General features: G+C 57.9%; 21 protein-coding genes. 8 read left to right on the top strand and 13 right to left on the bottom strand.

Translation table 11 applies throughout. The features are described 5' to 3' along the window. Positions 1–10: 10 nt before the first annotated feature. Both A9995_RS08875 and A9995_RS08880 read right to left on the bottom strand, forming a co-directional pair. On the bottom strand, positions 11–1,039 hold the full coding sequence (locus A9995_RS08875; RefSeq protein ID WP_067611667.1) for a sensor histidine kinase: 1,029 nt from the start codon (positions 1,037–1,039) through the stop codon (positions 11–13). After that, positions 1,039–1,563 carry a methanogen output domain 1-containing protein gene (locus A9995_RS08880; RefSeq protein ID WP_067611670.1) on the bottom strand — a complete coding sequence of 175 codons (525 nt, stop codon included), beginning with the start codon at positions 1,561–1,563 and terminating at the stop codon, positions 1,039–1,041. The genes A9995_RS08875 and A9995_RS08880 overlap by 1 nt, the downstream gene beginning before the upstream one ends. A 520-nt stretch (positions 1,564–2,083) precedes the next feature. On the opposite strand from A9995_RS08880, the gene A9995_RS08885 reads away from it, so the two are divergent. Both A9995_RS08885 and A9995_RS08890 read left to right on the top strand, forming a co-directional pair. Then, positions 2,084–4,324, top strand: coding sequence for a GGDEF domain-containing protein (locus A9995_RS08885; RefSeq protein ID WP_067611673.1), 2,241 nt, complete (start codon positions 2,084–2,086; stop codon positions 4,322–4,324). A gap of 197 nt (positions 4,325–4,521) precedes the next feature. Beyond that, on the top strand, positions 4,522–5,694 hold the full coding sequence (locus A9995_RS08890) for a diguanylate cyclase domain-containing protein (protein WP_082992592.1): 1,173 nt from the start codon (positions 4,522–4,524) through the stop codon (positions 5,692–5,694). A gap of 103 nt (positions 5,695–5,797) precedes the next feature. Here the strand turns inward: A9995_RS08890 and A9995_RS08895 are convergent, their stop codons facing one another. Beyond that, positions 5,798–6,076: a transposase gene (locus A9995_RS08895; protein WP_082992593.1), complete on the bottom strand. Its 279-nt coding sequence runs from the start codon at positions 6,074–6,076 to the stop codon at positions 5,798–5,800. Positions 6,077–6,100: 24 nt separating this feature from the next. Between A9995_RS08895 and A9995_RS17055 the strand changes: the two genes are divergently transcribed. After that, positions 6,101–6,610, top strand: coding sequence for a diguanylate cyclase domain-containing protein (locus A9995_RS17055; RefSeq protein ID WP_067611682.1), 510 nt, complete (start codon positions 6,101–6,103; stop codon positions 6,608–6,610). A gap of 189 nt (positions 6,611–6,799) precedes the next feature. On the opposite strand, the gene A9995_RS17625 is transcribed toward A9995_RS17055, so the two are convergent. Next, positions 6,800–7,144, bottom strand: a complete 345-nt coding sequence (locus tag A9995_RS17625) for a PilZ domain-containing protein (RefSeq protein WP_067611686.1) — start codon at positions 7,142–7,144, stop codon at positions 6,800–6,802. 1,301 nt (positions 7,145–8,445) lie between these two features. On the opposite strand from A9995_RS17625, the gene A9995_RS17630 reads away from it, so the two are divergent. Next, positions 8,446–8,904, top strand: a complete 459-nt coding sequence (locus A9995_RS17630) for a M23 family metallopeptidase (RefSeq protein ID WP_082992594.1) — start codon at positions 8,446–8,448, stop codon at positions 8,902–8,904. A gap of 457 nt (positions 8,905–9,361) precedes the next feature. On the opposite strand, the gene A9995_RS08910 is transcribed toward A9995_RS17630, so the two are convergent. After that, positions 9,362–9,904 (bottom strand): hypothetical protein, encoded by a 543-nt coding sequence (locus A9995_RS08910; RefSeq protein ID WP_067611861.1) that lies wholly within the window; start codon positions 9,902–9,904, stop codon positions 9,362–9,364. 84 nt (positions 9,905–9,988) lie between these two features. Between A9995_RS08910 and A9995_RS08915 the strand changes: the two genes are divergently transcribed. After that, complete coding sequence (locus tag A9995_RS08915; RefSeq protein WP_067611689.1) at positions 9,989–11,083, top strand: transcriptional regulator; 1,095 nt, start codon at positions 9,989–9,991, stop codon at positions 11,081–11,083. Positions 11,084–11,684: 601 nt separating this feature from the next. Here A9995_RS08915 and A9995_RS08920 read toward each other — a convergent pair. Both A9995_RS08920 and A9995_RS17360 read right to left on the bottom strand, forming a co-directional pair. Then, complete coding sequence (locus A9995_RS08920; RefSeq protein ID WP_168157368.1) at positions 11,685–12,047, bottom strand: hypothetical protein; 363 nt, start codon at positions 12,045–12,047, stop codon at positions 11,685–11,687. Positions 12,048–12,279: 232 nt separating this feature from the next. After that, positions 12,280–12,873 carry a PEPxxWA-CTERM sorting domain-containing protein gene (locus A9995_RS17360; RefSeq protein ID WP_233998144.1) on the bottom strand — a complete coding sequence of 198 codons (594 nt, stop codon included), beginning with the start codon at positions 12,871–12,873 and terminating at the stop codon, positions 12,280–12,282. A 1,498-nt stretch (positions 12,874–14,371) separates the two neighbouring features. On the opposite strand from A9995_RS17360, the gene A9995_RS08930 reads away from it, so the two are divergent. Together A9995_RS08930 and A9995_RS08935 are read left to right on the top strand one after the other, a co-directional pair. Beyond that, a complete protein-coding gene (locus tag A9995_RS08930; protein ID WP_067611699.1) occupies positions 14,372–15,400 on the top strand; it encodes a sensor domain-containing diguanylate cyclase in 1,029 nt (342 codons plus the stop codon). Between the two features lie 66 nt (positions 15,401–15,466). Next, positions 15,467–15,853, top strand: a complete 387-nt coding sequence (locus tag A9995_RS08935; protein ID WP_082992596.1) for a PilZ domain-containing protein — start codon at positions 15,467–15,469, stop codon at positions 15,851–15,853. 137 nt (positions 15,854–15,990) lie between these two features. On the opposite strand, the gene A9995_RS08940 is transcribed toward A9995_RS08935, so the two are convergent. From A9995_RS08940 to A9995_RS08960, 6 genes are all read right to left on the bottom strand, one after another. Continuing rightward, a complete protein-coding gene (locus A9995_RS08940; protein ID WP_067611706.1) occupies positions 15,991–19,311 on the bottom strand; it encodes an EAL domain-containing protein in 3,321 nt (1,106 codons plus the stop codon). 367 nt (positions 19,312–19,678) lie between these two features. Beyond that, positions 19,679–20,626: a calcium/sodium antiporter gene (locus tag A9995_RS08945; protein ID WP_067611709.1), complete on the bottom strand. Its 948-nt coding sequence runs from the start codon at positions 20,624–20,626 to the stop codon at positions 19,679–19,681. Further along, on the bottom strand, positions 20,623–21,063 hold the full coding sequence (locus A9995_RS17365; RefSeq protein WP_233998149.1) for a hypothetical protein: 441 nt from the start codon (positions 21,061–21,063) through the stop codon (positions 20,623–20,625). The genes A9995_RS08945 and A9995_RS17365 overlap by 4 nt, the downstream gene beginning before the upstream one ends. Next, positions 20,975–21,322 (bottom strand): zf-TFIIB domain-containing protein, encoded by a 348-nt coding sequence (locus A9995_RS16015; protein ID WP_082992597.1) that lies wholly within the window; start codon positions 21,320–21,322, stop codon positions 20,975–20,977. Before A9995_RS16015 ends, A9995_RS17365 begins: the two co-directional genes overlap by 89 nt. Positions 21,323–21,325: 3 nt before the next feature. Next, positions 21,326–22,060, bottom strand: coding sequence for a Bax inhibitor-1/YccA family protein (locus A9995_RS08955; RefSeq protein WP_067611715.1), 735 nt, complete (start codon positions 22,058–22,060; stop codon positions 21,326–21,328). Between the two features lie 557 nt (positions 22,061–22,617). Then, positions 22,618–23,196 (bottom strand): fasciclin domain-containing protein, encoded by a 579-nt coding sequence (locus tag A9995_RS08960; RefSeq protein WP_067611864.1) that lies wholly within the window; start codon positions 23,194–23,196, stop codon positions 22,618–22,620. 197 nt (positions 23,197–23,393) lie between these two features. Here A9995_RS08960 and A9995_RS08965 point away from each other — a divergent pair, with 197 nt between their 5' ends. Next, positions 23,394–23,846 carry a CHRD domain-containing protein gene (locus A9995_RS08965; RefSeq protein WP_067611718.1) on the top strand — a complete coding sequence of 151 codons (453 nt, stop codon included), beginning with the start codon at positions 23,394–23,396 and terminating at the stop codon, positions 23,844–23,846. The last annotated feature ends 596 nt before the right edge of the window (positions 23,847–24,442 follow it).

Here is a 24,442-nt window from a genome sequence, read left to right on the forward strand (position 1 = left end):
CTGTATCTCATTAGGGTACATGGGGAGCTGGAAAGGTCGCTATGCAGCGACTTCCGCCGCCCCGTTCCACTTCAAGCGATCCGCCAAGCTGGCGAAGAAGGCCACGAACCAACCCAATACCAGAAGCTCTCTTGTGCGAAACCTGTGGATCGAAACCAACTCCATTATCTTGGACGGCGAGCTGAATTTTGTCTTCGTGGCGAACGAAATCCACCCTTAGCCTCTGAGTACCCGAGGCTGGCTGACCGTGCTTCACCGCGTTCGTCAAAAGCTCATTGAGAATCAGACCGATCGGCACTGCCGACTGGATCGGCAGGTCGATCGGCTCGATGTTGACCTCTGTTTCCATCGGCTCCACCGAAAGCGCTCTAACAGCTTCGATCAGGGTCCTGACCATTGGCTGGGAGCCAATCGCCTCAAGATCGTCAGAGCGATACAATAGCTGCTGAACCGTCCTCACCGCTCCGAATTTCAGCGACGCATCCCTGAGCGCCGACTTGGCCTCCGGCGAGCTTGCCTCCCGTTCGGCGCCGCTGAGCAATGCCGAGAGCATCTGCATATTGTTTTTTACACGGTGCTCGAGCTCGCGGAGCAGAAGCTCACGCTCGCGCACCGACTCTTCCAGCATCGCCTCCGAGCGCCTACGGTTTTTCAACTCTTCCCTGAGCTCGACGAGCGTTTCGGTGAGCGCGGCGAAGCGCGGGGCGCCCGAATCCAGCAGCCTGAGGAAAACAAGATTGTCGTCGCCGAAACGAACGGCATTTCCTTTGCACTGCAATTTCTGGATGTGGCCCTCTGTCCGCAGATTGGCGCTACCGATCAGGGGATCGCCCGACCCCAGACAGCGCTCGAGATAGCGACCGAAGTTGCCGGCATCATCCTCCACGAAATCGGACAGCGCGCGCTCCGCGACTTCCGCACCGAGAAGTCGCTTTAGCGCACGATTGGCGTGAACGATCGTACCGCTACGATCGATCAACATCGTTGGTTCGTGCAGCGCTTCCAGCAATCCGGCGACTTGCGATCCGATCATGGCCATCAGCGCTGGAAATATTCGCGGGCAGAATCGGGTATCGATGCGGTCGGGCGCAGATAGACGACCACTCTGCAACCCGGGTCACCCTCAGCGATCGTTTCCTCCAGATCGACGGCCGCATAGCCCAGGTTCTGCCCCGCGATGTGGCCAAAGACATTGGACGTCATCATGCACAACGACGGACGATCGAGCACTTTGTCGCCAAAAGGGCATGCACGGTTACCGAGAACGAGCCTGTCTTCGGTCTCTTCGATGATGAAGAAATCACCTTGGATACGCCTCTTGAGGTCTACGAGCACCTCCGCCACCTGCTCACGCGATAGCCGATCGACCGCGAGGGCACCCTTGTAGGAAGCGTCGAGCTGTTCTCCGATCGCGGTTCCCACCACGCTGATATAGCCCGCAGCGTCGTCAATCCCGACGACCTCCTCGAGCGTTCCAGCCAGTTCGCGAATGAGGCTGCGGCTGAAACCGTCCCGCTCGAGAGGGATATCGACTTCAGCCGCTTTGGGGGACGCACCAGCCAATTTAAATTCTCCCTACCCGCCCACAGTGTCCTCCGACACCTACCGTCCGGTTAGCTTGTTGCCTAGCCGAACTGTTCGGTCAACTTTCCTCGAAATGCCAACCATTTCCGTGCGTTCGACCAACCACTCTGACCTGATCGGCCATCAGGTGCGCCCGCTCTTCGTTGGTTGTCGGGAGTTTTGCCCCAGTTGGGTGACTTTAAATCGTTCGTCGTTTGGATCAAAGCCCGGCAACGAAAAGCCCGGCAGCGACAGGATGTTCTGCACCCGCTGCGTCGGGGATACGCCCACGGCGGCAAAAGACTAAACTTAGCGAAATTTTATAGATTTATGTTAAGGACCATGTGTCCCGCAACTCCGGAAATAAACGGCTGCAGCAGCGTCGCGGGGTTCAATGATACCCGGACGGCCTGAGCGGCGGATGGTTCGTCAAAGCTCGGGCCGGGCACGGGGTTGTCGCCAGTTCGAAGGTGGGCGTTCGAGCTGATGGGCCGGATTGATTCAAGAGGGGGTTGCATTCATGAAGCCTGCCATTGCCGACGATCTCAAGCGCTTGAATTCGCTCAACGACCTTCACATTCTAGACACCCCTCGCCAAGCCTCGTTCGATCGCATCACGGCCCATTGTGCCGATATTTTCGATTGCTCCATCGCCCTCATCTCGCTTGTCGATGAACACCGTCAGTGGTTCCTCTCGTCCGTCGGTATCGATGAGAGCGAAACGCCGCGCAAAGGATCGTTCTGCAATTATGCGGTTGCGTCCGGATGCCATTTGCTTGTCCCCAATGCGCTCGAAGACGAACGGTTCTGCGACAATCCGCTGGTCCTCGAAGCACCAGCGATACGCTCCTATCTCGGGGCACTCATCAAAAGTCCCGATGGCGCATTGATCGGCACACTGTGCGTCGCCGACCATCGCGTCGGTCGCTTCGAAGAGCGTGATATCGCAAAACTCGAACTCCTCGCGGCGACAGTCGAGGATTTGATCGGTGCCCACTCGCAAGCGGTGGGTGCATCGTATCTCAACTCTCGCCTCAGCGCGCGAAGCAGCTGGCTGAGACGATCCCATCGCATATTCAAGCAGGCGGAAAAGATTGCGAAGATCGGTTCGTGGGAACTGGATCTTGAGAGCCAGGCACTGACCTGGTCGGACGAGGCCTTTGCGATTTTCGGTTCGCCCGAAAATCCGCCGGCCTCGCTGCAGGAAAGCTTTGCCTACTACGCCGCCGAGGATCAGGAGAAAGTGGCAGGGGCCACATTGTTGCTCGAGCAGAAGGGCACTTTCGTCTTCGAAGCGGGCGTGAATGCCGCCGATGGCACAACGAAACGCGTGAAAGTCATGGGCGACCGTCTCGAGGCCGACAAACACAGTCCGGCGCGGGTGATCGGCGTTGTCCAGGATATCACGGAATCGTTCCATGCGAACCTGGCCCTGCAGCGCGCGGCCGATCGCGATGCCCTTACCGATCTGTACAATCGCAATGCCTTCGATCGGTTTCTTCAGCAGACCCTTCGCGAGACCAAGAATTCGGACTCACATGCGTTCTTGATCATGCTCGATCTGGATGGCTTCAAGGATATCAACGATACCTTTGGTCATCTGGTTGGCGATGTCGTTCTGGAGGAAATCAGCCGTCGAATCGTGGGCGCGCTTCCCACCGGTGCCATCGTCGCCAGATGGGGTGGCGACGAGTTCGTGATCCTGGCGACACCCGCCATCGATCTGGAGGGCGCCCGCGAACTCGGCGATGAAATCCTCGCCGCCGTCGAGCGCCAGTTTGAAATATCGGGGCGCAAGATCGGCGTCAGCGCAACGTGCGGCCTGGTGGAAATCGACGAGCGATCGAATGCCAGAGAGATCATTCGCCAGGCCGATCTGGCGCTTTACCACGGAAAGGACCGTGAGCCGGGTCGGGTTCACAAATACGTCCCCGAGATGGAGCGAGCCAATCATCATCGCCAGGCTGCGATTGCGAAAGTCCGCGAAGCTCTGGATCTTCATCGTGTTTTCGCAGGGTATCAGCCCATCATCGATTTGGGGACAAATCGGTTGGTCGGGCTTGAAGCCCTCATGAGGCTGAGCAGTTCGACCGGTGAGCAGATTACCGCATCCGAAGTTCTCCCGGCAATTCTGGATCCGATCCTCTCCCGCGAGATCGGAGACCGCATGCTGGACTGCATTTGCGGCGAGTTGGCCCAGATTGAAGCGGCCCAGCCGGAGTTGCGCTATATCAGTATCAATGCGACCGAAGCCGATCTGTTGAGCAGGGATTTTGCGACGAAGTTTTTGCAGAGGTTGGACCAGGCTGGAGTTGGCGCGGAAAAAATCCTGCTTGAGGTCACCGAAACCATGCTGATGGTGAACGACACGGCCACGGTGCAAAAGGTTCTTTCTGACCTGAGCACGGCGGGCGTGCGCGTGGCGCTCGACGATTTTGGCACCGGATTTTCGTCGCTTTCACACCTTCGAGACTTTCCGATCGACAAGGTGAAAATCGACAGCAGCTTCATCCAGTCGATGCATGGCGAACACCAATCGAGAATGATCGTTCAAGCTCTTATCAATATGGCCAGCAATCTGGGCATTGAGGTGATAGCCGAGGGTGTCGAGACCGAAGAGCAGCGCAGCCTTCTGGTCCAGCTGGGCTGCAATCTGGGCCAGGGCTTTCTTTTCAGCCCAGCCCAGACCTCATGCCGGATCAACGCCATGCGCTTTCAAAACACGGGCAGCGAAGCGCTCAGTACGAAGAAGTTCGCGTAAAACCGATATATTCCACGCGGAGACTCGGAACCCTTGCTTAAGATCTAACCGATCACAACACAGCGCAACGGCTATGGAATCGACTTTTCATCGAAGGTGCCCAAAGCGACCTGTCTCAAAGCGAACCGCACGGCATCAGGCCGGCGGATAAAGGTTCCGTAAACAGCTCACGTGGTATCAAAACGACCTGTGCAATAATGATTTTAAGACTGATGCATCGTCAAACTGAACCGATCAATGTTTACAAGGCCTTGGTATCGGCTTTGTCCGATAATATGCTGCCCACAGCGGCGATCTGGGCGGTCTTTTCCGGCATCGGTCTTTATGCCTACAGCGAGACTGGCGCCGCAGTTGCCCTCGGCACCACGGTCGTCGGAGGCCTTGCCTCGGCTCTCAAGCTCCTTCTAATCCTCTTTCATCGTCGGGCCATGGACGTTCGATCGCTCTCGCTTGCAACCACCAAACGGTTCGAAGTGGGTCACGCTGTAGCCACATGGTGCATGGCGGCCCCTATCGGCGCACTCAGCGCGCTCTTGTTCTCTCTGCCCGCGCTCCACCTGCAAGTGGTTGGAACCGCCTTGCTATTTGGATACTGCGCGGGCGTTGCGACCCGCATATCAGTGCGCCCGTTGATCGCGGTGGGCGCGGTGACACTCGCCGCGTTGCCGGCAATTGCCTCTGCGTTGGTGTTTATCCAGGACGCCAGGCTCCTGATCGGCGCGGTCTTCGCGCTGTTTCTCCTAATCGCTGTGGAGACGATCTGGCATAGCTACGGAAACGCCAGCCGCCTCATCACGATGCGCCTGCAAATGACAAATCTGGCGCGGCTCGATCCACTAACGTCGCTCTGTAACCGCCTGGGATTACGCGAGGCATTCGACGCATTGCCGCGTCATACGGACGACTTGATAGCGGTCCACGCCTTCGACCTGGATGGTTTCAAGGCGATCAACGACCAGTTTGGCCACGCGACAGGGGATCGGCTTCTGAAGGCTCTATCCGAAAGGCTGCATCAGCTTGTCGATCATAACGATGCTGTCGCCCGGGTCGGCGGTGACGAGTTCGTGGTCCTGCAATCAGGATTCGACAGTCAGTCCGACCCCGGAATTCTGGCAGGGAACATTCATCATCAACTGACAGAGCCCTATGAAGTAGGCACCCACCAGCCGATCAGGGTGGGGCTCAGCCTTGGTTTTAGTGTTGCCCCCGTCAGCACGGCGTCGCTGGACGCACTCCTCCGCGAGGCCGACGCGAAAAGCTACGAGGTCAAGCGAAGCGGCGGCGGTTGGGGCGCAGAGCCGACATTAACCAATCCCGCTGACACGTTAGCAATTGGTTCGGTGCCGGCGGGTGGAATTGTGGCCACCTGAAAATGGTCCCGCCGATCACGGGCCACTGCTTCCCAAGCGAAATTTTCCATGCACAGGGACCAGGCACGGTGACGCCCAATTGAAGCACACCTTCGTTTTAGCACTAGGCTTCGTGGAAAAAGGGCGTCCAGAGTTTGATTGAAGCGTAAGCTACGATGCCGAGGCAGGTTTCTTTGGTTTTCTTGTAGCGGATGGCATCGGCATCATAGGCGCGATCGGCGAGGAATGCCCCTATCCGGCCTTCGATCATGCGGAACAGCGGCGCAAAGCCTTGCACATCGGGCGCCTGGCTTGGCGTCAGCACGAAGGAGAGCGGGAGGCCTCGGGCGTCGCACCGCGCGTGGAGCTTGGTGGTGAGGATAGTACGCTGAGAACCGCTTATCTGCGAAAGCTCGTTCCCATAGCCATGATTTCAAAAGAGCGCGCCACGATCAGCGGACCGAGGTCTGTGCTGGAACGCGGACTTGCAAAGGGTCTCCCCCGGTCTGAGGGGAGTGTTCCAATCTTTGACCAGAAGTGGTGCCGCTTAGGTGCCTCCGCCGCCATTGCGGACCAGACTGACCAAGAAGGTGAGTTGACCGCGCGCTACGGGGGCGAGGAGTTTGCAGTCATCCTGCCTCACACCGATCACAAGCGCGCCCTTGCTACGGGCGAACTAATTCGGTCCGCGGTGGAAGCTCTGGCCGTTCCCCATCTCGACACCGCGATAAGCTCGGTTGTAACGGTCAGCGTCGGGGTGGCCACCGCAATGGCGGCAAGCGGCGGCACCATCGAAATGCCGCATGGCTTGCTTCGGGCTGCTGACGTGGCCCTTTACAAGGCCAAGACCGGGGGCCGTAACCGTGTCGAGGGTGCGCTTCTCTTTTTGCCCAAAGAGACGTTCCCGACCGCTGTACTCCCTTCTTATCAACCTTGAGCCCCCTGCCTCGGTGTGGGCTTTTTGACCGCGATCGCGCCCCCGCAACGGAGCATTAACATTTTCAAGTCAGAAGCTTAACCGGGGCGTCACATCCTGATCCCACCGATGCTTTCGGCGCCCCACCCACACCGACTTGTCAACGCAAAGGTGCGGAGCGTCAGGGAAATCCCGGTCAAGCTAGCCCGATTATTCTGAGCGCATCCAGGCGCGCCGTTCCATCCTAACTTCAGCTCCCGCAAGGATGGCCCTCATATTCTCAACGAGGGATCCACAGAGCGGTTGTTGGAACTCGAGGCCTATTGCACCATTCTGAGTCCAGCGGACGGAGGCGTAAATCGGATCAAGGTTACCAACGCGAATGGATACGTTGGAGTCCGCTTTGATTCTGATATTTGCCTGGATAACACGGCAGCCTCCTTCGGAGAGGTCGGTTATTGCTACGCGCTGCGGAATGCCGCGACCCATTCTAATCTTGCCAGGGAGTGAGAGAGTTTTGCGCGTCTTGTCACGCCGGCCGATGTCGGAATCCATGATGGCGATCCGTTCAATGGATAATCAAGCAATGCCATTAAGGTTGGAAAACTGAAGAAAAAGATGAGCTAAATTATTCTGCGAGATCTTTTTCCCTTCAGCTATCGCTCACAATTTACCGGCTATCGATCGAGGAAATATCCTTACAGGAGGCCGCCCGCGGGCGCGCAGCGGTGATGCGCCGATACGAGTCAATTCGACATTGCGCGGATACGTACCCGCAACTGTGCTACTGAGGCGGCGTGAGCAGGGACAGATCATGAGAGCGCAACAATATTGGCAAAGCGAACTGCGGGATAGTGCGTCTTTGGCAACTTCTTGCTTGTGCGCCAAAGAAGTGATGCTTTGCTCGCTTTTATCTTTCGCCTCCACGAGGCGAGGAGCGGTTTTATGTGTTGCGGCGACTGTCTTGGTCGGAAGCCTTGCGGGAGAGGTGAGCGGCCAAACTTCGACTGCGAAAAAAGAATCCTCGGCTGTAGGGGCCTGGCTTTCGCTCGATAAAGAGCCTTTAGAAGCCAAACCTTTGCCAGAGCCGGGATCGCCCCCCACCGCAGGTTCCTCTCCGAGGGCCGGGACACCTCCTCAGGTGGGAGCTCCCATTAAAGCCGGGGAAGATCGTCAAGCGCTAACGTCGCAGACGAACATGAGCTCGCACGGTTTGACTACGAACCTGAGTCCACCTCCAACTGCTTCAGACCAAACGTTAGTGGCGCGTTCCGTTGCAGGCAGCTTGGCATCAGCAGAGCGCGCAACTGCGCCGGTGCGACTATCGCCCCGCCCCTTCACCCCAGTCCCCAAGGCGGCGCCGACTATGAAACTGGAGCGGGTGAGAATGCTGCCCCTTCAGATACAGCCTATCGAGCCTGCGCCATCACCCCGGACGGCTGGTCCGCTCTACATCGGTGATCCGCCCCGGACTGGGCCTCCTCCCAAGCTCGTTCCACCGCGCGGAACTGTGCCCCCTCCTGAGAACAAGGCGGGAGAACGTGATCAGCGTGCTTCGGAATAGAACTGTGGCACTGTTTCGCGCACCGCTTCTCGTAGCAGTCTTATGCGTCGGCCTCGCTGGCGCACTGGGCCCGAGCACTGCCTTCGCCTCCCCGTCTCAGACTTCCTCGGCAGCTTTGCCTGACCCTGGACCACTTGCAGCAGATGCGAAGTCCGGTTCCCTGCAAGCGGACGACCTGGCCCAGAAGATTACAGCAGCTCGGGACGCTCTGAGTGCCGAACCCGCGCTTGTGAGCGAGGCAGAGGCGCCTTCACTTGAGCGTAGCAGGCCCGCCATTTCGACTCCCTCAGGTATGCCCATTGCGGGCGTTCGGCTCAGTAGCAACTACGGCGTCCGTTTGCACCCAATCCTCGGGACTTGGAGCCAGCATCACGGAGTAGACCTAACCGCTGAAGTCGGCACTCCCGTCCGTGCAACCGCAGATGGGACGATCACCCAAGCTGAGTGGGCCGGGAATTACGGTTTGCTGGTAAAGATCAGTCACGGTGGCCACATGGAAACCCGCTACGCGCACCTATCGCTTCTTGGGGCTGCTAAGGGGCAACGTGTGCGGAAGGGCGACGTGATTGGATATGTAGGTTCAACCGGCCGCTCTACCGGACCGCACCTGCATTATGAGGTTCGAATTGCCGGCACGTCCATCGATCCCAACCCCTTCCTTGCTCTACGGAACGACGAACGCGACCACGATCACCCGAGGACTCCAAGCATGGGGACGGTACGGCCGTTGGTAAGCTCGAGCAGTCCCTAAAGTTGGTGCCGAGAGTAAGTCGCGTTTAGTGGACAAATGGGTAACCTGCGCATGATGGCCGGTGAATCGGATGAGTAGCCCCAGCGAGGACTTGGCACCCGACTAATATCTTCGCTTGTTGCTCAATTGGAAGGCACGATAAGCCGTCATTCGGAGGCGGGAACCCAGGCGGCAAAGTCGCGGGTTTTGGCAGATGTGCACATGAACGTCGCAAAATCCCGGCTGTCAGGAAAACTGGGCCGATGCCATTAAAAGCCAAACGGCGCTAATTTAGGCGCTCCGGCTTGCAACTTTGGACCTACCGCTGCGACCGCTGTCGCCTCATTCATCTCACGAGCCGCACGAAAGGCAAACGCATTCCTAGCTTCGCAGACTGATGATTGCCGGATGCGCCGACATTTTGCCACATGGCCGCCGGTCTGATCGTGGAGCCGCAGACCGGCGTAGCGCCGGCCCCCTAACTCGTGGCGCTAGCCTTGCGGAAGAGCCAAGCCGAAGCCAGCCATGCCGCCGCAAGGACAAGGGTGAACACCCACGCAAATTCGCCGTTGAGCTGCACCATCACCCCCACAGCGATCTGCGCGGCTGCAGTGGCAGTCATAGCGACTGCCATCCCCCTAGCCCAAAAGCGCGCGCCGATCGCGGCGAATAGCGCCAGCAGCGGGATCAGGTTGAACCACAGATTGATCAGGCGGTCCTCGTCGCCGACGATCCCCACTGCCGCATTGGCCCAGAGGGTAATCAGTCCAGCGCCTAGCGCCAGCGCCGCCCCGCCGCGGTAGGCCCAGCTGCCGCTGGCGCGCACCGCAAGTTCAAACGCCAACCCGACGCCGCCCAGCATTACGGTCGCAAAGACGAAATCCTCCGATGTCCAGTCGACCTCTCCGGTGAACCGCATGGCAATAGCGGGCAGTGCAATGAGCCCGGCGATGGTTCCCCAACCCAGCAAGCGCCAGGGGTTGAGCAGCGAGCGAGAATGTTTGGCTTTGGTAATGGTCATGGTCTTGTCTCCCGATTGGCGAAGCGCCATCAGTGGCCGGACCCAGGGGTGAGCGGCATGAGCGAAAAGTGAGCAATTGCTGAAATGAGCCATTTGGCCATCCACTTCGGGCCGTTTCGGCTTGATCCCGGCGATCGCAAGCTGTCGCGCGACGGTGCGCCGCTCGAGCTCAACGCCCGCTATCTCGACGCCCTCATCCTGCTCGTAAAAGCGAGCGGCGAGCTCGTCACCAAGGAGCGCTTCATGGAGGAGGTCTGGCGCGGAATCCCGGTGACCGACGAAGCGCTGACCCAAGCCATCCGCACCCTACGCCGGACGCTGGGCGACACCGCGGTGGCGCCGCGGTTCATCCAGACCGTGCCCAAGCACGGCTACCGCTTCATTGCGGACGTCGAGAAATCATACGGCGCGGCGGCAGTCCCGCCACCGCATTCCCCGCCGCCGCTTCCTCTCGAGAAGGATCTGGACACCTCGCGCGCGCTCTTTCTTCACGACACGCTGGCGGCTACCGGCGGCGCAATGCTCGCCGGGGCGCTGGTCGGACTTTGCTATGGCGCGCTCGGCGCCACCCAGGCCCAACTTGGCGGCGGTGGCGGCGCGATCTCGCTGCTGCTGGTGCTGGTGTTAGTATCAGTCGGCTGCGCCGGGGTGGCGGGTGCCGGGATCGGCGCGGGGGTGGCTTTGTCGCGCTTCGTCAAGCCGCCGCGCTGGTATTGGTGGGTTGCCAGCGGCGCGCTCGGGGGCCTCGCGCTAGGAGCCTTCGCCAATCTGCTCGGCGGGGACGCGTTTCGCCTTTTGTTTGGCCGCGAAGTCGACGGGTTTGCAGGCGCGACTGAGGGTTTCATCCTTGGCGGCACGGTCGGATTGGCGGTCTTTCTCGCCAAGCATAGGTCGCTCCGCGCTGTGGGCATCGCCGCGCTCTTAGGGGCCGGGGCCGGGCTGGTGATCGCCCTGCTAGGAGGCCGGATGATGGCCGGAAGCCTGGAGAGCCTCGTTGCGGCTTTCCCCTCGTCTCAGTTCCAGTTGACAGTGATCAGCCGGGCGGTGGGGGGAATCGGTCTCGGTCCGATGGGCGAGGCGCTGACCTCGGCCTTCGAGGGGGCGGCGTTCGCCGCCGGAATTGTCTGGGGCTCGGCAGGCCGAAATTGCGACACCGCTACATTGTCACGCCGGATTTAGGCCGCGGCCCTGTTGCGTTTCGACGGTCCGCTGTGGTTGGCGCTTGGCGACGAGCCATAGGCGGGCCGTCGCTGATCGACCGTCGCCAGAAAGGTGGCGGGGCCCCTTTTCGAGCCCAAGGTGACGAAGGGGATGAGGCGGAGTTTCGACCTGCAAGGCCCAAGCGTCGGGCGAATCCATTTTTGATACGCGGCGGCTGATGGCGTGGTTGTAGGGATGGCCTTCCGTCCGATTTGGTCGCCATCTGAACGGCAGCAAACGCTACGCTGAACCTGCAAAGCGGAATGGCCGCTCACGACCCATAAGCGGTCAAGGGATGGAAATTCTCGTTCACCAAAACCGCCGGTTCGTTTTCCGTGCACCTTTGGGCGGCACTAGGGCCGAATGCTGAAAGGCAACTTCTGGCTCGGAAGGCATTGTCCATAACCACGCGGGTCGGCAAGAACTCGTCCTTCTCTGCCTGGGCAGGGGTCGGCTTAGGCTCGGGCACAGTGGGCGCGCGTAGCGGCGTCCAGATCGTCTGGAAGCGACCGGGCCGAACCGTGAGCGGAACACCGAAACGAGGCCCAATTTGTCTCGTTTCCTGTCGGCCGGCGGGGTCCTAGAACTTGAAGAACGAGAACTGTTTTGTCTCGATCCATTGCTCATCCTCGGGCCAGCTGCCTTTTCCGCCCGACCAAGCAGTTTCGTAGAGCGCTTCGGGCTCAACCTGTTCGTCGGCGATCGTCGCGTTGCAGACGATGCCGGTCAGTGTCGAGCGCATATCGATGCTGAGCTCGTCGTCGCCGATCGGGGTCAGCCACGGCTCCTTGAAGGAACGCCGGAAGGAAAACCACGCGCCTGTGCGGTGGAGCGGCTCGCCATTCACCACCATCCGCTCTTGCGCCCAGCCGATCCAAGCAAAACCGTTGTCGACATCAACGAGGTGATTGCCGATCCGATACCGCCATCGCTGACCACGCATTTTCATGGCCTTAGCGTGCCAAATCGCCGCTCAGCACGCAAGGTCTTGGGGGGCACGGGAAACGGGCGTTTACCGGACGCGGACTGACTGCTTGTCAGGATTTTGTGCCGAAAGCTGCCCGTAGGCAAACGACCCAATTCAAGGCATCTTTGGATTAAAGAGCTAAAATAGAAAAGCGGCGACCGAAGCCCCGCTTTCCTTATTTCAAATCTTTAGTGAGGTGTGAAGGGCCTCAGAAGGCGTAGCGCAGACGCACCTTATCCTCTCTGCGGCGGCGCATTGCGAAGCCGATGGCACCGAAACCAAGGAGCATCATGGCCCACGTGCCGGGCTCAGGAACAGCAGGCGTAGCGGAAGTCCAGAACGAGAGATGAGATATATCGGGCTGATTACCGCCTTGGTTCAACATGCCCAAGGTATTAACAAATCCCGTATTGGCTCCTGCGCCGGTCAGTTGGTAAACCTTGAAGTCACCTGCGGCCTTGACGGTAACATAGTTGATCAAAGTGCCGTCTAGGACCGTCCAGTTTGTAAACTGACCGTCCTCTGGTTCAGGGTTGGGTAAAAAGCTGATCAGCGAGGGATTATCGTCGCTCTTACCGTAAAGAACGAGGTCAAGAATACTTACGTTGGTTCCGGTCGCTGCGGCGATAGCCGCCTCCACCGATGCCAGGTTATCGTTGCCCAGAGCAATACATTGATCGGTCGTAAGGTCGATGCCCGGACCGCTGCTGCATGGGAAAACCGCTGCGGCAGCGGGCGAAGCGATAGCGAATGCGGCGCTCGCGGCTGCAACTGACAACATATTCTTCGAAAAATGAGACATGGTCTAAACCCCCGATTCTCAAGAACGACCCTGATTATCAAGAACGACTCGACCCCACCAAGCTTTTAACAATTTTCTAAGACTTTCACTACAAGTTATCTTAGAAGCCGCCTTGTTCTCGTGAAGCGTCCCAAGTTGAAACACTATCGGGCCATCAACACGTAAGCATGTGGACGCTCCCTCCGGTGGAAACGTGGTGAACCGGGCACTGGGGCGATGCTGCTACTTGGATTTGGATACGTAGGTGGAGCTATGCGCTCCCTTAAACGTCGACAGAAGGTGGCTGTCTCCTACGCCGGAGACCGTCCACTCTATTTAGCAATTTCTCGTGTCGAAAGACTGGCGGCGTTCTACTGTGCGAGAGAATGGCAGCTTGCCACCCCAAAGGCAGCCATGCAGCCTCCAACTCCAGTATCCCAAAAGCTGCCGCTCAAACGGCAGCATCCTTCAGAGAGTTTGGAGCCCGTGGCCTGCGTAGGTTTGGCATGGGTGGAGCCCAGTTGCATACCCAAAGTGCCCCAAACAGGACCCAAACCCGCGGCCAGCCGAATGGGCCTTCCGCTGGAAGCTTGCTATTATCCTACTGGAAGGGGTGGTGCCGCTTAGGTGACTCGAACACCTGACCCCATCATTACGAATACGGGTGACAGATTTTGCTTAAATCATATATATCAATAGCTTAACAGCAGTCCAGTTGTCTCAGAAGGGTGTTTCCCATGCAGGACCCAAAGTGAGTTAATTTCGATGCTGCCACTTTATCTAGGCAAAGCGCTTTGGTTCAATATCAGAGCGTCACTCGACCTCAAGCAGACCTCTTGGCCTCCTACCATTCGGGCCGGCTCACCGGAAGTTCCGCCAAGCGTAAGATGACGCCGAACCCCCGCCTCTAGTCGGCCATGAAGGGCACGAATGCCCATGCAATCAAGAAGGCTAGGGCCGCTGCCATCACAACCATGACAGCAATAACCTTGGGCGTGTTCGAGCCGTTCTTCATCGAGAATCCTCTACACGGTTGAGCGCCTTGCGGACGCAATGGACGTAGCGTAAACCTGCCTTTCCCATCGAGTAAGGCATTGTGGCGGGCCAGCACTGGATCTCTCCTCCGGCTGGCCCATCCCGATTTTCGATCAGTTAGTTACCGGCGAAGTTGTCGCAGTTTGGACCGTGGCTTTGTCGCTGAGCGGACCTCCGGCGACGGCATTCTGCGAGGTATCGCTACGCGAGCTCTGCGTAGTGTTCTTCTGGTAGTATTTATATCCAGCGTAACCGAGTGCCCCGAGGGCAGCGAGCTTGATCATAGTTGGTCCTTTCATTGTGAGACTGACCAACGCTTCATTGTTTCGAAGGGTCCAATCTTGCCGGTGTTTTGGCCGCGATTCTTTGTAACGTGACCCCCTTCGTGCGCACCCATCACCAGAGGCAGCCGCGAAACAGCCGGGGTATAATTATTAAGGCGCCTGCCCTACTCTAGGCTGTGTTCCCGAGAAGGACTGAAAATATGAAAAGCCCACTTCGATTTGCGAGTGCGCTCTTGAGGAAGCTTAAAAATAGGACCGGGGAGGAAAGCCGTACGTCATATGAGCAGGAGTCGCTTCGTCTCCTTGCCGAGAATTGCGGTGACGTCATCTTTCGCTTCGGTGTGGACGGGCAGGCCCGCTACATATCCCCCTCTGTTAAACGACTCTTTGGTTGCTCTCTCAAGGAAATCTACTCGATGGGCGGTAATGTCGTCGAGAACGGTTTTGTCTACGAAGAAGACCAGAATGCGCTTGCCCAGGCGGTCCAAGGTCACTTCTCAGGAAAGCTTCCAGAAACGAAGCTTGAGTTCCGTGTAAAGCAGCGCGGCGGCGCCCTCATCTGGGTCGAGACGAACTGCAGCACGGTGCTCGATCCAAAGAGCGGTCGCCCGACAGATATTGTCTTCACTATGCGAGACATCTCCGAAAAGAAGGCTCTTGAGGCTCAGTTGGAGGCTTTTGCCCGTAAGGACGGTTTGACCGGAATCGCCAATCGCCGCGCGTTTGACGAGGCCTTCGAAAGAGAGTGGCGTGGGGCACTCAGAGAGGATGGTGCGCTATCGCTCCTCATAATCGATGTCGATTGCTTCAAGGCGTTCAACGATGCCAACGGACATCAGGCCGGAGACGACTGCCTGCGCACAGTAGCTGCCGCCATTGCGGAACATGCCGAGCAAGAAGGTGAGTTGACCGCGCGCTACGGGGGGGAGGAGTTTGCAGTCATCCTGCCTCACACGGATCACAAGCGCGCCCTTGCCACGGGTGAACGAATTCGTTTCGCGGTGGAAGCTCTGGCAGTTCCGCATCCCGACACAGCGGTCAGTTCGGTTGTAACGGTGAGCGTCGGAGTGGCCACTGCCATGGCGGCAAGCGGCGGCACTATCGAGATGCCGCATGGCTTGCTTCAGGCCGCTGACACGGCCCTTTACAAGGCCAAGACTGGCGGACGTAACCGGGTCGAGGGCACGCTGTTGTTCTCACCGAGGGAGGCGATCCAAACCGTCGCGTAAGCCGCTGTGACCGGTTCAAGCTGGGTGGCAAGCGGATATTTCCGTAAGGTATCTAACGATAACCTGATGCGGTTCAATCGTCCTTCACTCTCAAAAGCGCATCGCAATCTGATGGCGCATCCTACGGAACGGGCACCTCGGCAGATGGCGATGCTGAAGGTCAAGATAGCAGATGGTGACCGATGGATCGACGTGACCCTCGCGAATATCTCTCCGACTGGATTTATGGTGAGGGCTACGGTTGTCCCCCCTGTCGGCGACACTGTGCACATCCAACATCGCGGCACTATGCTCAAAGGCGAAGTGGTCTGGGTCACGAGGACCCGCTTCGGAGTGCAAAGTTTCGGAAAGATCAACCTGTCAGAACTTCTGGCAAAGGTCGCCATAGATGTGAAACCGTCGCTCAGCACTTCCCGCCAACAAGGGAAGTGGTGGCACTGGCGCAATAGATGATTGCCTGCCACGCGACCACGAAGGCAAAAGCCTTATTGGCGCCGATCAACGGGACGGTGGATGGAACCTCTCCTTGGGATCTGCCGACGAATCACACAAATGGGAAGCTAGCGGACTGTCGGCAGCTCAAAGCTACATTAATGTTTATTGCGGCCACCTTGAGTGGATTCAAAGGTGCTCAGCAGCAACCCCGGCTCGGGAAACCGATCCAGTAAACCAGGCACTTTAATTGCTGGAATTGCTGCACTGTATAGAAAACCTTGCGCGAATTCACAGCCGAGCCTGTGTAGAAATTTATGCTGTTGGGGAGTCTCTATCCCTTCGGCCACAACCTCAATCTCGAGATTTTTACCCAACCCAATGATCGCTTCTATGATAGCCTGCCCTCCGGCTCCTGTCTGGATGTCTTGCACAAAGGAACGATCAATCTTGATAGTATCGACCGGATACTGCTTGAGATGTGAAAGGGATGCATAACCGGTCCCGAAGTCGTCGAGGGCCAACTTCACACCCTCTTTACTCAGCGTTGACAAGCTTTCTGCAATCCGGTCACCGCCGCGACCGAGAAATACGGTCTCTGTCACTTCGAGCTGAACTCGGTTCGGTGGTATTTCCCTTTGAGCCAACCGATTGAGGAACACGTCAACGAAGTCGTCTCTGCGCAACTCCACTGAGCCGGCGTTCAGCGCAACATGCCCGAATTCGACGCCTTGCGCGAGCCATGCGGCCACGTCCTCTAAAACGGCCTCCATCATCCGATCACTGATCTTTGTAGCAAGTTCCACGTCATCGAATGCCGCTGCAATGGTGAGGGGGAGTTGAAGCCGACCATTACTATCCTGCCAACGCATCAGAGCTTCGAAGCCGCAAACGCTTCCATTAACCAGACTGATCTTTGGCTGGTAATGTGGCGCGAGGGATCGCCGTTGCAGAGCGCTCCTGGCAAGGCTCAACATGGAAAGCCTCCGCTGCACCTGATCGCGCATGGAAGGGTCAAAGATTTTTAATTGGCCCCTGGCAGTCTTTTTTGCTGAGTAAAGTGCTACGTCTGCGCACTTCATAAGTTCGGTCCGTTGGCGACCGTGCAAAGGAAAAATTGCAGCTCCCAAGCTTCCTTGGCAATCAATGAGTGTTCCACCATGCGCAAAAGGTGCGGCTAAGTGTTTCTTGATAGAATCGACCATCCTTTCGACGGATGCAGCGTCTTGGACGCGGGATAGCAGGACACCGAATTCATCGCCGCCGAGGCGGGCCACCACATCGTCACGGTAGAGAGATTTTGAGAGGCGAGCGGCAATCTCCTGCAGAAGCGCGTCACCTGCGTCGTACCCCATCCCGTCATTGACGCTCTTGAGGTAATCAAGATCGAATAAAAGGAGGGCAAATTTGCCTTCATCTTTCGCCGCCTTTGCGATCTCCTCCTCCAATCGCCTGTGAAAAAGAAAGCGATTCGGCAATTTCGTCAGAGAGTCATGGTTCGCGGCCCATTGCGCCTTTTCTTCGGCTCGCTTGCGCTCGGTAAAATCGCGCGAGATGACCACAAAATTCACGAGGCCGCCCTCAGCATCGGTAATCGGCGCCACTGCGATGTCATACCAGCGCTCGTCGAAGGGGCCTCCTCGAACGATCAGACGGCCAACGCCGCCTCCCCTTGCCACCTTGAGAGCGCGCGCGGCTTTGCGTTGCATCCTCTCGAGGAAGCCCCCGCCCCACGGCCGTCCCACCAAGGAATTTGCATCATCGACCCCATAAGCTATCACCGTCGATGAGTTGACGTATAGGACGGTTCCCTCGGCATCCAGCACAGACATGCAGTCAGGGCTTGCCTCCACAATACCGCGGTTCAACTGCTCGCTGTGTTGCAAAGCCTGCTGAGCGATTATCTGTTCGTGGATGTCGGTACAGGTCCCGAACCAGCGGAGGATCCCGCCGCGATCATCTTGTTCCGGTTGCGCTCTCACGAGAGTCCAGAGATAATCACCTGACGGCTGCCTCAAGCGAAATGCGGTTTCGTACGCGTCACCGCTTTGGACGCATTCCTTCCACCTCAGTCTGGCCAGAGACCGGTCTTCGGGATGCACCACATCTAACCAGCTTCCACCCAACAAGCCCTGACCGCTCCCTTCAGTTTCCTGCGGCCATTGGTCGCTGATGAAGTCGAGGTTTCCATGAGAATCAGCACACCAGATGATCTGCGGGATCGAGTTCAAAATCGCGTTTGCCTGGGCTTCGCTAGATTGCAGAGCTAGCTGACCAAGAAGTCGCTCATGAACATCGGTACAGGTGCCATACCATCGCACAATCGATCCTTCTGAATCAATCTCCGGGCGACCACGACTTGCCACCCAACGATAGTCACTGTTCCGGTCCCGGAGGCGGTACTCAGCTTCATAGGGTTCGCCGGTTTCCCTGCACCGCCGCCAGAGAGAAAGACTTTTTTCGCGATCATCCGGATGAAAAAGGTCTATCCACTTTGGTCCCGCAACGGAACCGAGGGGCAGCCCTGTAAACTCATACCACCGATCATTGTAGAAGTCCGGTTGCCGCGCGTCACCCGCCATCGACCAGACCATTTGGGGGATAGTATTGAGTGACGCTTTCCAACGCTCAGCATTCTTCCGCTCCAATTCGCGAAGTTCTTGCTGCTCGGTCGTGTCCCTAAAAAAGACCGTTATTCCGCCGGGTGTTGGGACCACCCGAAGTTCATACCAATTTTGGCGGGATTCCAAAAAGCCTCCGATTTCACTACCTTCGCGTAGGTCCATCGCCCGCACAAATGCCTCCTGAAAGGGTGAACGTTCATCCGTGAAAACCTCCATAATGGGCTTCCCGAGGAGGCTTTCTTCCCCGAAATAGCTCCGCGCCTTGCTGTTGGTATAAGATATCCGCCAGTCGCGATCCAAGGAGTAAACGCAGTCATTCGTGCCCTCCAACACTTGTTGGAGAGCCTCCAACCTCTGTTGGGCGTCGTCTTGGGCAGCTCGAGCGCTATGTTCAAGCTCTCGCTCTGGCGTAACGTCCTGAATAAATCCTTCCAGATACAGCTTCGAGCTTCCGCTACGAACGACCTGCGCCTGATCTCGAACCCATCTTACAGAGCCATCAGCATGCAGCAGGCGGTAATCGGCAGTGAAATCTCCGGGTCCTCTGCTCGCCTCCTCAACTTTTTCTTTAAGAAGATTTAAGTCGTCGGGGTGGACGATTCGTTCCCACGCCAGCCCGCTCTCGAACTCATCTGCGCCGCGGCCGGTCAGATCGCGAACCCTTTTGCTGATGAAGGCTATGAACCAGGGTGCCTCCGCCTCTGATCTGTAAACCACGCCTGGAAGATTGGTGAGCAGGCATGAATATTGCTGGCGTAAGTCGCGCAACGCATCGATAGTGGTGAGCTGCCTCGCCCCCCTTGGTTCCGAGTCTGCCGTGTCGCCAGGCAGGATTACTCTTTCCGAAATTCCCATTTCCTACGTCATCTTATCCCAAGTTCCTTATCGGCCCTCGGCCATATAGCAGGCCAATTTACGTAAGAAAAACAAAGCACTGTATCGGCACTATGGAACATGAGTTTTGCGGTTAGGTTAATGACAACCGCCGGTTAAAACCATTGGGTCAGGGCGGGCAGCGTCAATGCAGCTGCCGCTCCATGCGAGGGAGAGTGACGGCCGATGGCGCTGCCGGTTGGACGTCGGCGTACCCGATGCCACTTAAGCAAGAGGTCCAATCAAGGCGGATGTCGAGATTGCCCGCTGCTACACTCAGCCTTGGCACAGTAAGCCGGTTCAGCAGGCCGTCTCTTGACCGATGGAGGAAGCGGCAAGTTCGCCGGGCTCAAATCGTCAGATACCCGACATACCCCGCATAAAGTACCAGGAATACGCCGCCCTCCCATCGTTTGAGGGTCCATCCGGTCCGCAGGAACAACCCGAGCAGCGCCGTCGTGCCCAGCAGCACCCAGATGTCGAACGCCGCGATTTCCGGCGGAATTTCGATCGGATGAGCAATCGCCGTTACGCCCAGAATGCCCAGAACGTTGTAGATGTTCGAACCGATAATATTGCCCAGCGCAACATCCGCGTGACGACGCAAGGCTGCGATGACGCACGCAACCAGTTCTGGTAGCGATGTACCCACCGCGACCACAGTCAAGCCGATCACGGTCTCGGTTACTCCGAAATCGCGCGCGATTTCAATGGCACCATCGACCAGCAGACGTGCGCCAATAATCGTACCGATGATCCCGACGGCAGCCAGGCCAAGGGCGGCGATCAGGCTCATTCCGGGTGAAGTCACGTCCGCAGCGACGTGTTCGTGCATAACCGATTCCGCATCGGGGTGGCGGCGTTCGCTACGGTACGCCCAGACAATATATCCCACAAGCAGCGCCAGAAGCGCGAAGCCGACCGGACGGCTGAGAAAGCCGAGGAGCACGACCGCTAGGCAGGCCAAGGTCGCCACCGCCAGCGCGAGCCCGTCGCGCCGGAATGCCGCCGGATCAATCGCCAGCGGCAGGATAAGCGCCGACACGCCCAGAATAAGCAGAATATTGGCAATGTTGGAGCCAACTATATTGCCCACCGCAATACCGGGCGCACCGTCGAAAGCGGCAAACAGGCTGGTAACGAGTTCGGGCGTCGAGGTGCCGAACCCGACAATGGTCAATCCGGCAAGCAGGGGCGATACACCGAGCCGTGTTGAGACGCCGACAGCCCCTCGCACAAGGACATCGCCGCCAACGGCAAGAAGGACCAGCCCGACAATTATAAGGAGAATGGTCATATAATAACCTCGGCAATCATGGTTCCGGACAGGCGAATTGCGGCCAATATCCCGGCGGTGGCCGTCGCGACGGCCGCTCGCGCATTCAAAATCTGGGTTCGGTTGTGAGCGACTACCATCCGGTTGAAATCGGCGTGGTCGAGTATCTCGCTGCGGCATATGTGCCGCAGCCGTTTCCGGCTGGCCAGCCACCAGAACATGCCGGAGAGAAACGCCGCCGCGACAATGGATAGGTCGAGCAGTAGGAATAGTATGGTCATAGATGGACCTTGAATGCGCAAGCTCACGGCGATTGCATTGGCGGAAGAGGGGTCGATCCTCTTGTCAGGAGAACCGGCCACCGCAAAATCAGTCGAAAAATTCGGACAATAGCGACTTCTTCTTCCGAGGACGCCGTTCATCATATCGGTCATCGCGGCTGCGATCGTACCGGTCATCTTCGCCCTGAAGCATGGACGCTGCCATTCCCATCAGCCCGCCGGGACCACTGCGCCGATCGGGGCTTGCCGCTCTACCGGTTTCACGAACGGGCGGTGCAGTGGTTCGTTCGATAATCTTGTCTAGCTCGCCGCGGTCGAGCCAGACTCCCCGGCACGAGGGGCAAAAGTCGATCTCCACACCGCTACGATCAGACATGGAGAGGCCGGTCCTGCAAACCGTGCACAGCATCGAAGCGACGGTTTCCTGAATGCGCATTATTTATCCTTCCTGCCGCTGGCCGAACAGGCTCAGCAGCATCTGAAACAAGTTGATGAAATTGAGGTAGAGGGAGAGAGCTCCCATCACCTGAAGCTTGCCCAGGCTGGCTTGCCCAGCGACCGCATTCGTCCCGCTATAGGCGAAATATTCGCTCCGAAGGCGCTGCATGTCCCACGCAGTCAGTCCGGTGAACACGATCACGCCGATGATCGATACTATTAGGGACAAGTTACCCGATGCCAGAAACAGGTTCACAATTGATGCACCGATCACCCCGATTAGGCCGATCATCAGGAAACTGCCCCACCCTGAAAGGTCGCGCTTGGTCGTGTAGCCCCACAGCGCCATCGCCAGAAAGATGACCGCAGCGCTCAGGAATGCTTGGACGATGCTTGCGCCCGTGAAAACCAGCAACGCGCTGGCCAGGGACACACCCATCAGCGCAGCAAAGCCCCAGAACAGGCTCTGCAGCGCGCCCATCGAGAGTTCCTCAAACCGGAAAGAGGCGAACATGACGAGCGCCAACGGAGCGAAGATGGCCACCCATTTGAGCGGCGTGCCGAAAATCATCGCGGCAAGAGGAGCAATATTCGCCACGGCAAAAGCGATCGCTGCCGATAAGACCAGACTGCCACCCATATAGGCAAACACGCCGGTGAAATGCTTCCGCAATTCCGCGTCGTACTGAACGCCCGTGACAGAGAACCTGCCGTGCGGTCGCACAATTTTTTCCATAGAAACCTCCTTCGATGTCAATCCGAAGGGGGAGCGGTGGTTCTGATGTGTGAAACGTAAACACCAGTCGATCAGCCCCCCTTCTAGGGAGCGATCCGACATCACGGTCGATGCGTTTCGACACATCGTCCGCCAGAGGGGCCCGGCTCGCCGCTAACAGATAGTTTCCCTTCAAAAAAGTTTCAATAGAGTTTTGAACGATCGCGAAGTTCCGAAGCAACATGTCATGGAACTCATTGCCTCAAGGGTTCGTGGGGTTCGAATGGCAGGTTTCGAGAATCGAACTCGCCGCAGGGAGCGGCGACAACTGGGTCAACAAATGAAATGCGGCTTCTGGGAATATCCGGGCCGAAGCTGCCTGACCGGTCCTGGGATCGTGGACGACTACCGGGAATGGCTCAAACTGGGTGGGATGCCGACAGTGGGATGCCGACAATCGCCATAGGTCCGGCTCGTGCCGAGGAAACTCGGGAAATGCCAAGATTGCGCTCCGACCTGGATCCAAAAGGCCGCGCCCTCTGCAGACGCGGCCTTGAGTTGCGCTATCGTGCTGAAGCTCAGCTACGAGGCATCAGAACACCGTTGATGGAATGGATAATGCCATTCGAGTTCAGGATGTCTGCATTTTCTACATAAGCGGATGCCCCGGTTGCGTCTGTAATCTTCACGTTATTGCCTTCTAGGGTCGCCCTTAGCTGTGTCCCTTGCACGGAAGTAAGCGTGGCGGTTCCGCCGCCGCTCCGGATGCGCTGCGTCAAATCTTGCGCGGAGTAGCGCCCCGGAACGACATGATACGTCAAAACGCCGCGCAGCATTTCGCGATTGGATGCTTGCATGAGCGCATTTACGGTTTGCGACGGTACTCGATCGAAAGCCGCGTCGGTTGGCGCAAAAACAGTGAACGGGCCATCGCCTGAGAGGGTTTCGACCAATCCAGCGCTCTTAACGAGGCTTTGCAGGGTGGTGTGGTTCGGCGAGGCGACGATCGTCTCTACAACATTGACCGAAATCATCGTGGGGTCGCCTGCCATTGCATCGGCTGCGGCTGCGCCGTCGTACGAATCGTTGCCATAGGTCGTGCAGGCCGTAGAGGCGAGTGCGGCAGCAAGTGAAAGGGTAACGGCTGTCTTCTTCATGAGCAAACTCCTGATTGACGGTGAATATTTTCACCTAACCAATCGTGAGCGCCCCTCGAAGTTCCAAAGACCTGATCATTCCTTGTAATAGCAAAATATCGTAGACGCTTGGGCAGGCGAGGAACCCGAAGGCATCAATAAAGGTTCGGGCCCCCAAGAGGGACGCGCGTTTAGCGCAACAACCGAGAGGAACCGTCATGAAAATGAACAAGCTCCCATTACTTGCGACCTTGGTCGGCAGTGCCGCGCTGGCTGGCTGTGCCACGCTGGAAGAAACCATCGCCGAAGAAACGGTTGATACCTATTACGCTACACTGACCGGCGCGCAGGAAGTCGGCGGCGGCGATCCTGACGGCGCAGGCCGCGCGGAAATCTCGATCTCGGACGGCTTCGGGCAGGTCTGCTGGGACCTCAACGATATCAGCGGAATTGGTCCGATAACGGCTGCGCATATCCATGTCGGCGCGGCTGGGACCAACGGCCCTCCGGTCTTCCCCCTCCGCCCTACCAATGAGGGCGGCTACAAGGGTTGCACCGATGGCGCAGAATGGACCCAAGATCGTATCGAGGACAATCCGCAGGCGTTCTACGTCAACGTCCACACCGCCCAATATCCCAACGGGGCGATCCGCGGCCAGCTGCGCCGCTAAGGCCTAAGCCAAACCACCCGTGAGCCCGGCCTGCCGCTGCAGGCCGGGCTTCGTTGCCTATGGTTCGGCGGAGGATCCAAGGCTCCCCGGACTCCGAAAACCTCAGAGATGAGAGCGAGTCGCTGCCGAGGATGCTGTTGGCCCAATGACAGCTTTGTTGGGCCGGGCTCCTGAAAAGAGACCGGAAGCTATCCACCCCAGTATCGGTCATTCAGCGTCCAACTCCAGCATCCCAAAAGCTGCCGCTCAAAGGCGGCAAACTTCAGAAAGTTTAGAGGCCATGGTTTGCGTAGCTTTCGCGTGGATGGAGCCAAGTTTCCTACCTAAAGCGCCCCAGACAGGACCCAAACTCGCGACCAGCCGAACGGCCCTTCCGCTGGAAGCTTGGGATTATCCTACTGGAAGTGGTGGTGCCGCTTAGCAGACTCGAACTGCTGACCCCATCATTACGAATTAAGGGTAAGCTGAGAGATAAAATAATATATTTCAGATGGTTGATGCATCTGAGGATCCTTTTGCGCGGCGCGACCCACGGACGACCCAAAGGCGCTAGTTTGTGTGCGACGACCTTTTCCTAGCCAAAGTGCTTTGGTCGG

Origin of the sequence: Erythrobacter sp. QSSC1-22B (assembly GCF_001678665.1) — a bacterium.
Lineage (GTDB): Bacteria > Pseudomonadota > Alphaproteobacteria > Sphingomonadales > Sphingomonadaceae > Qipengyuania.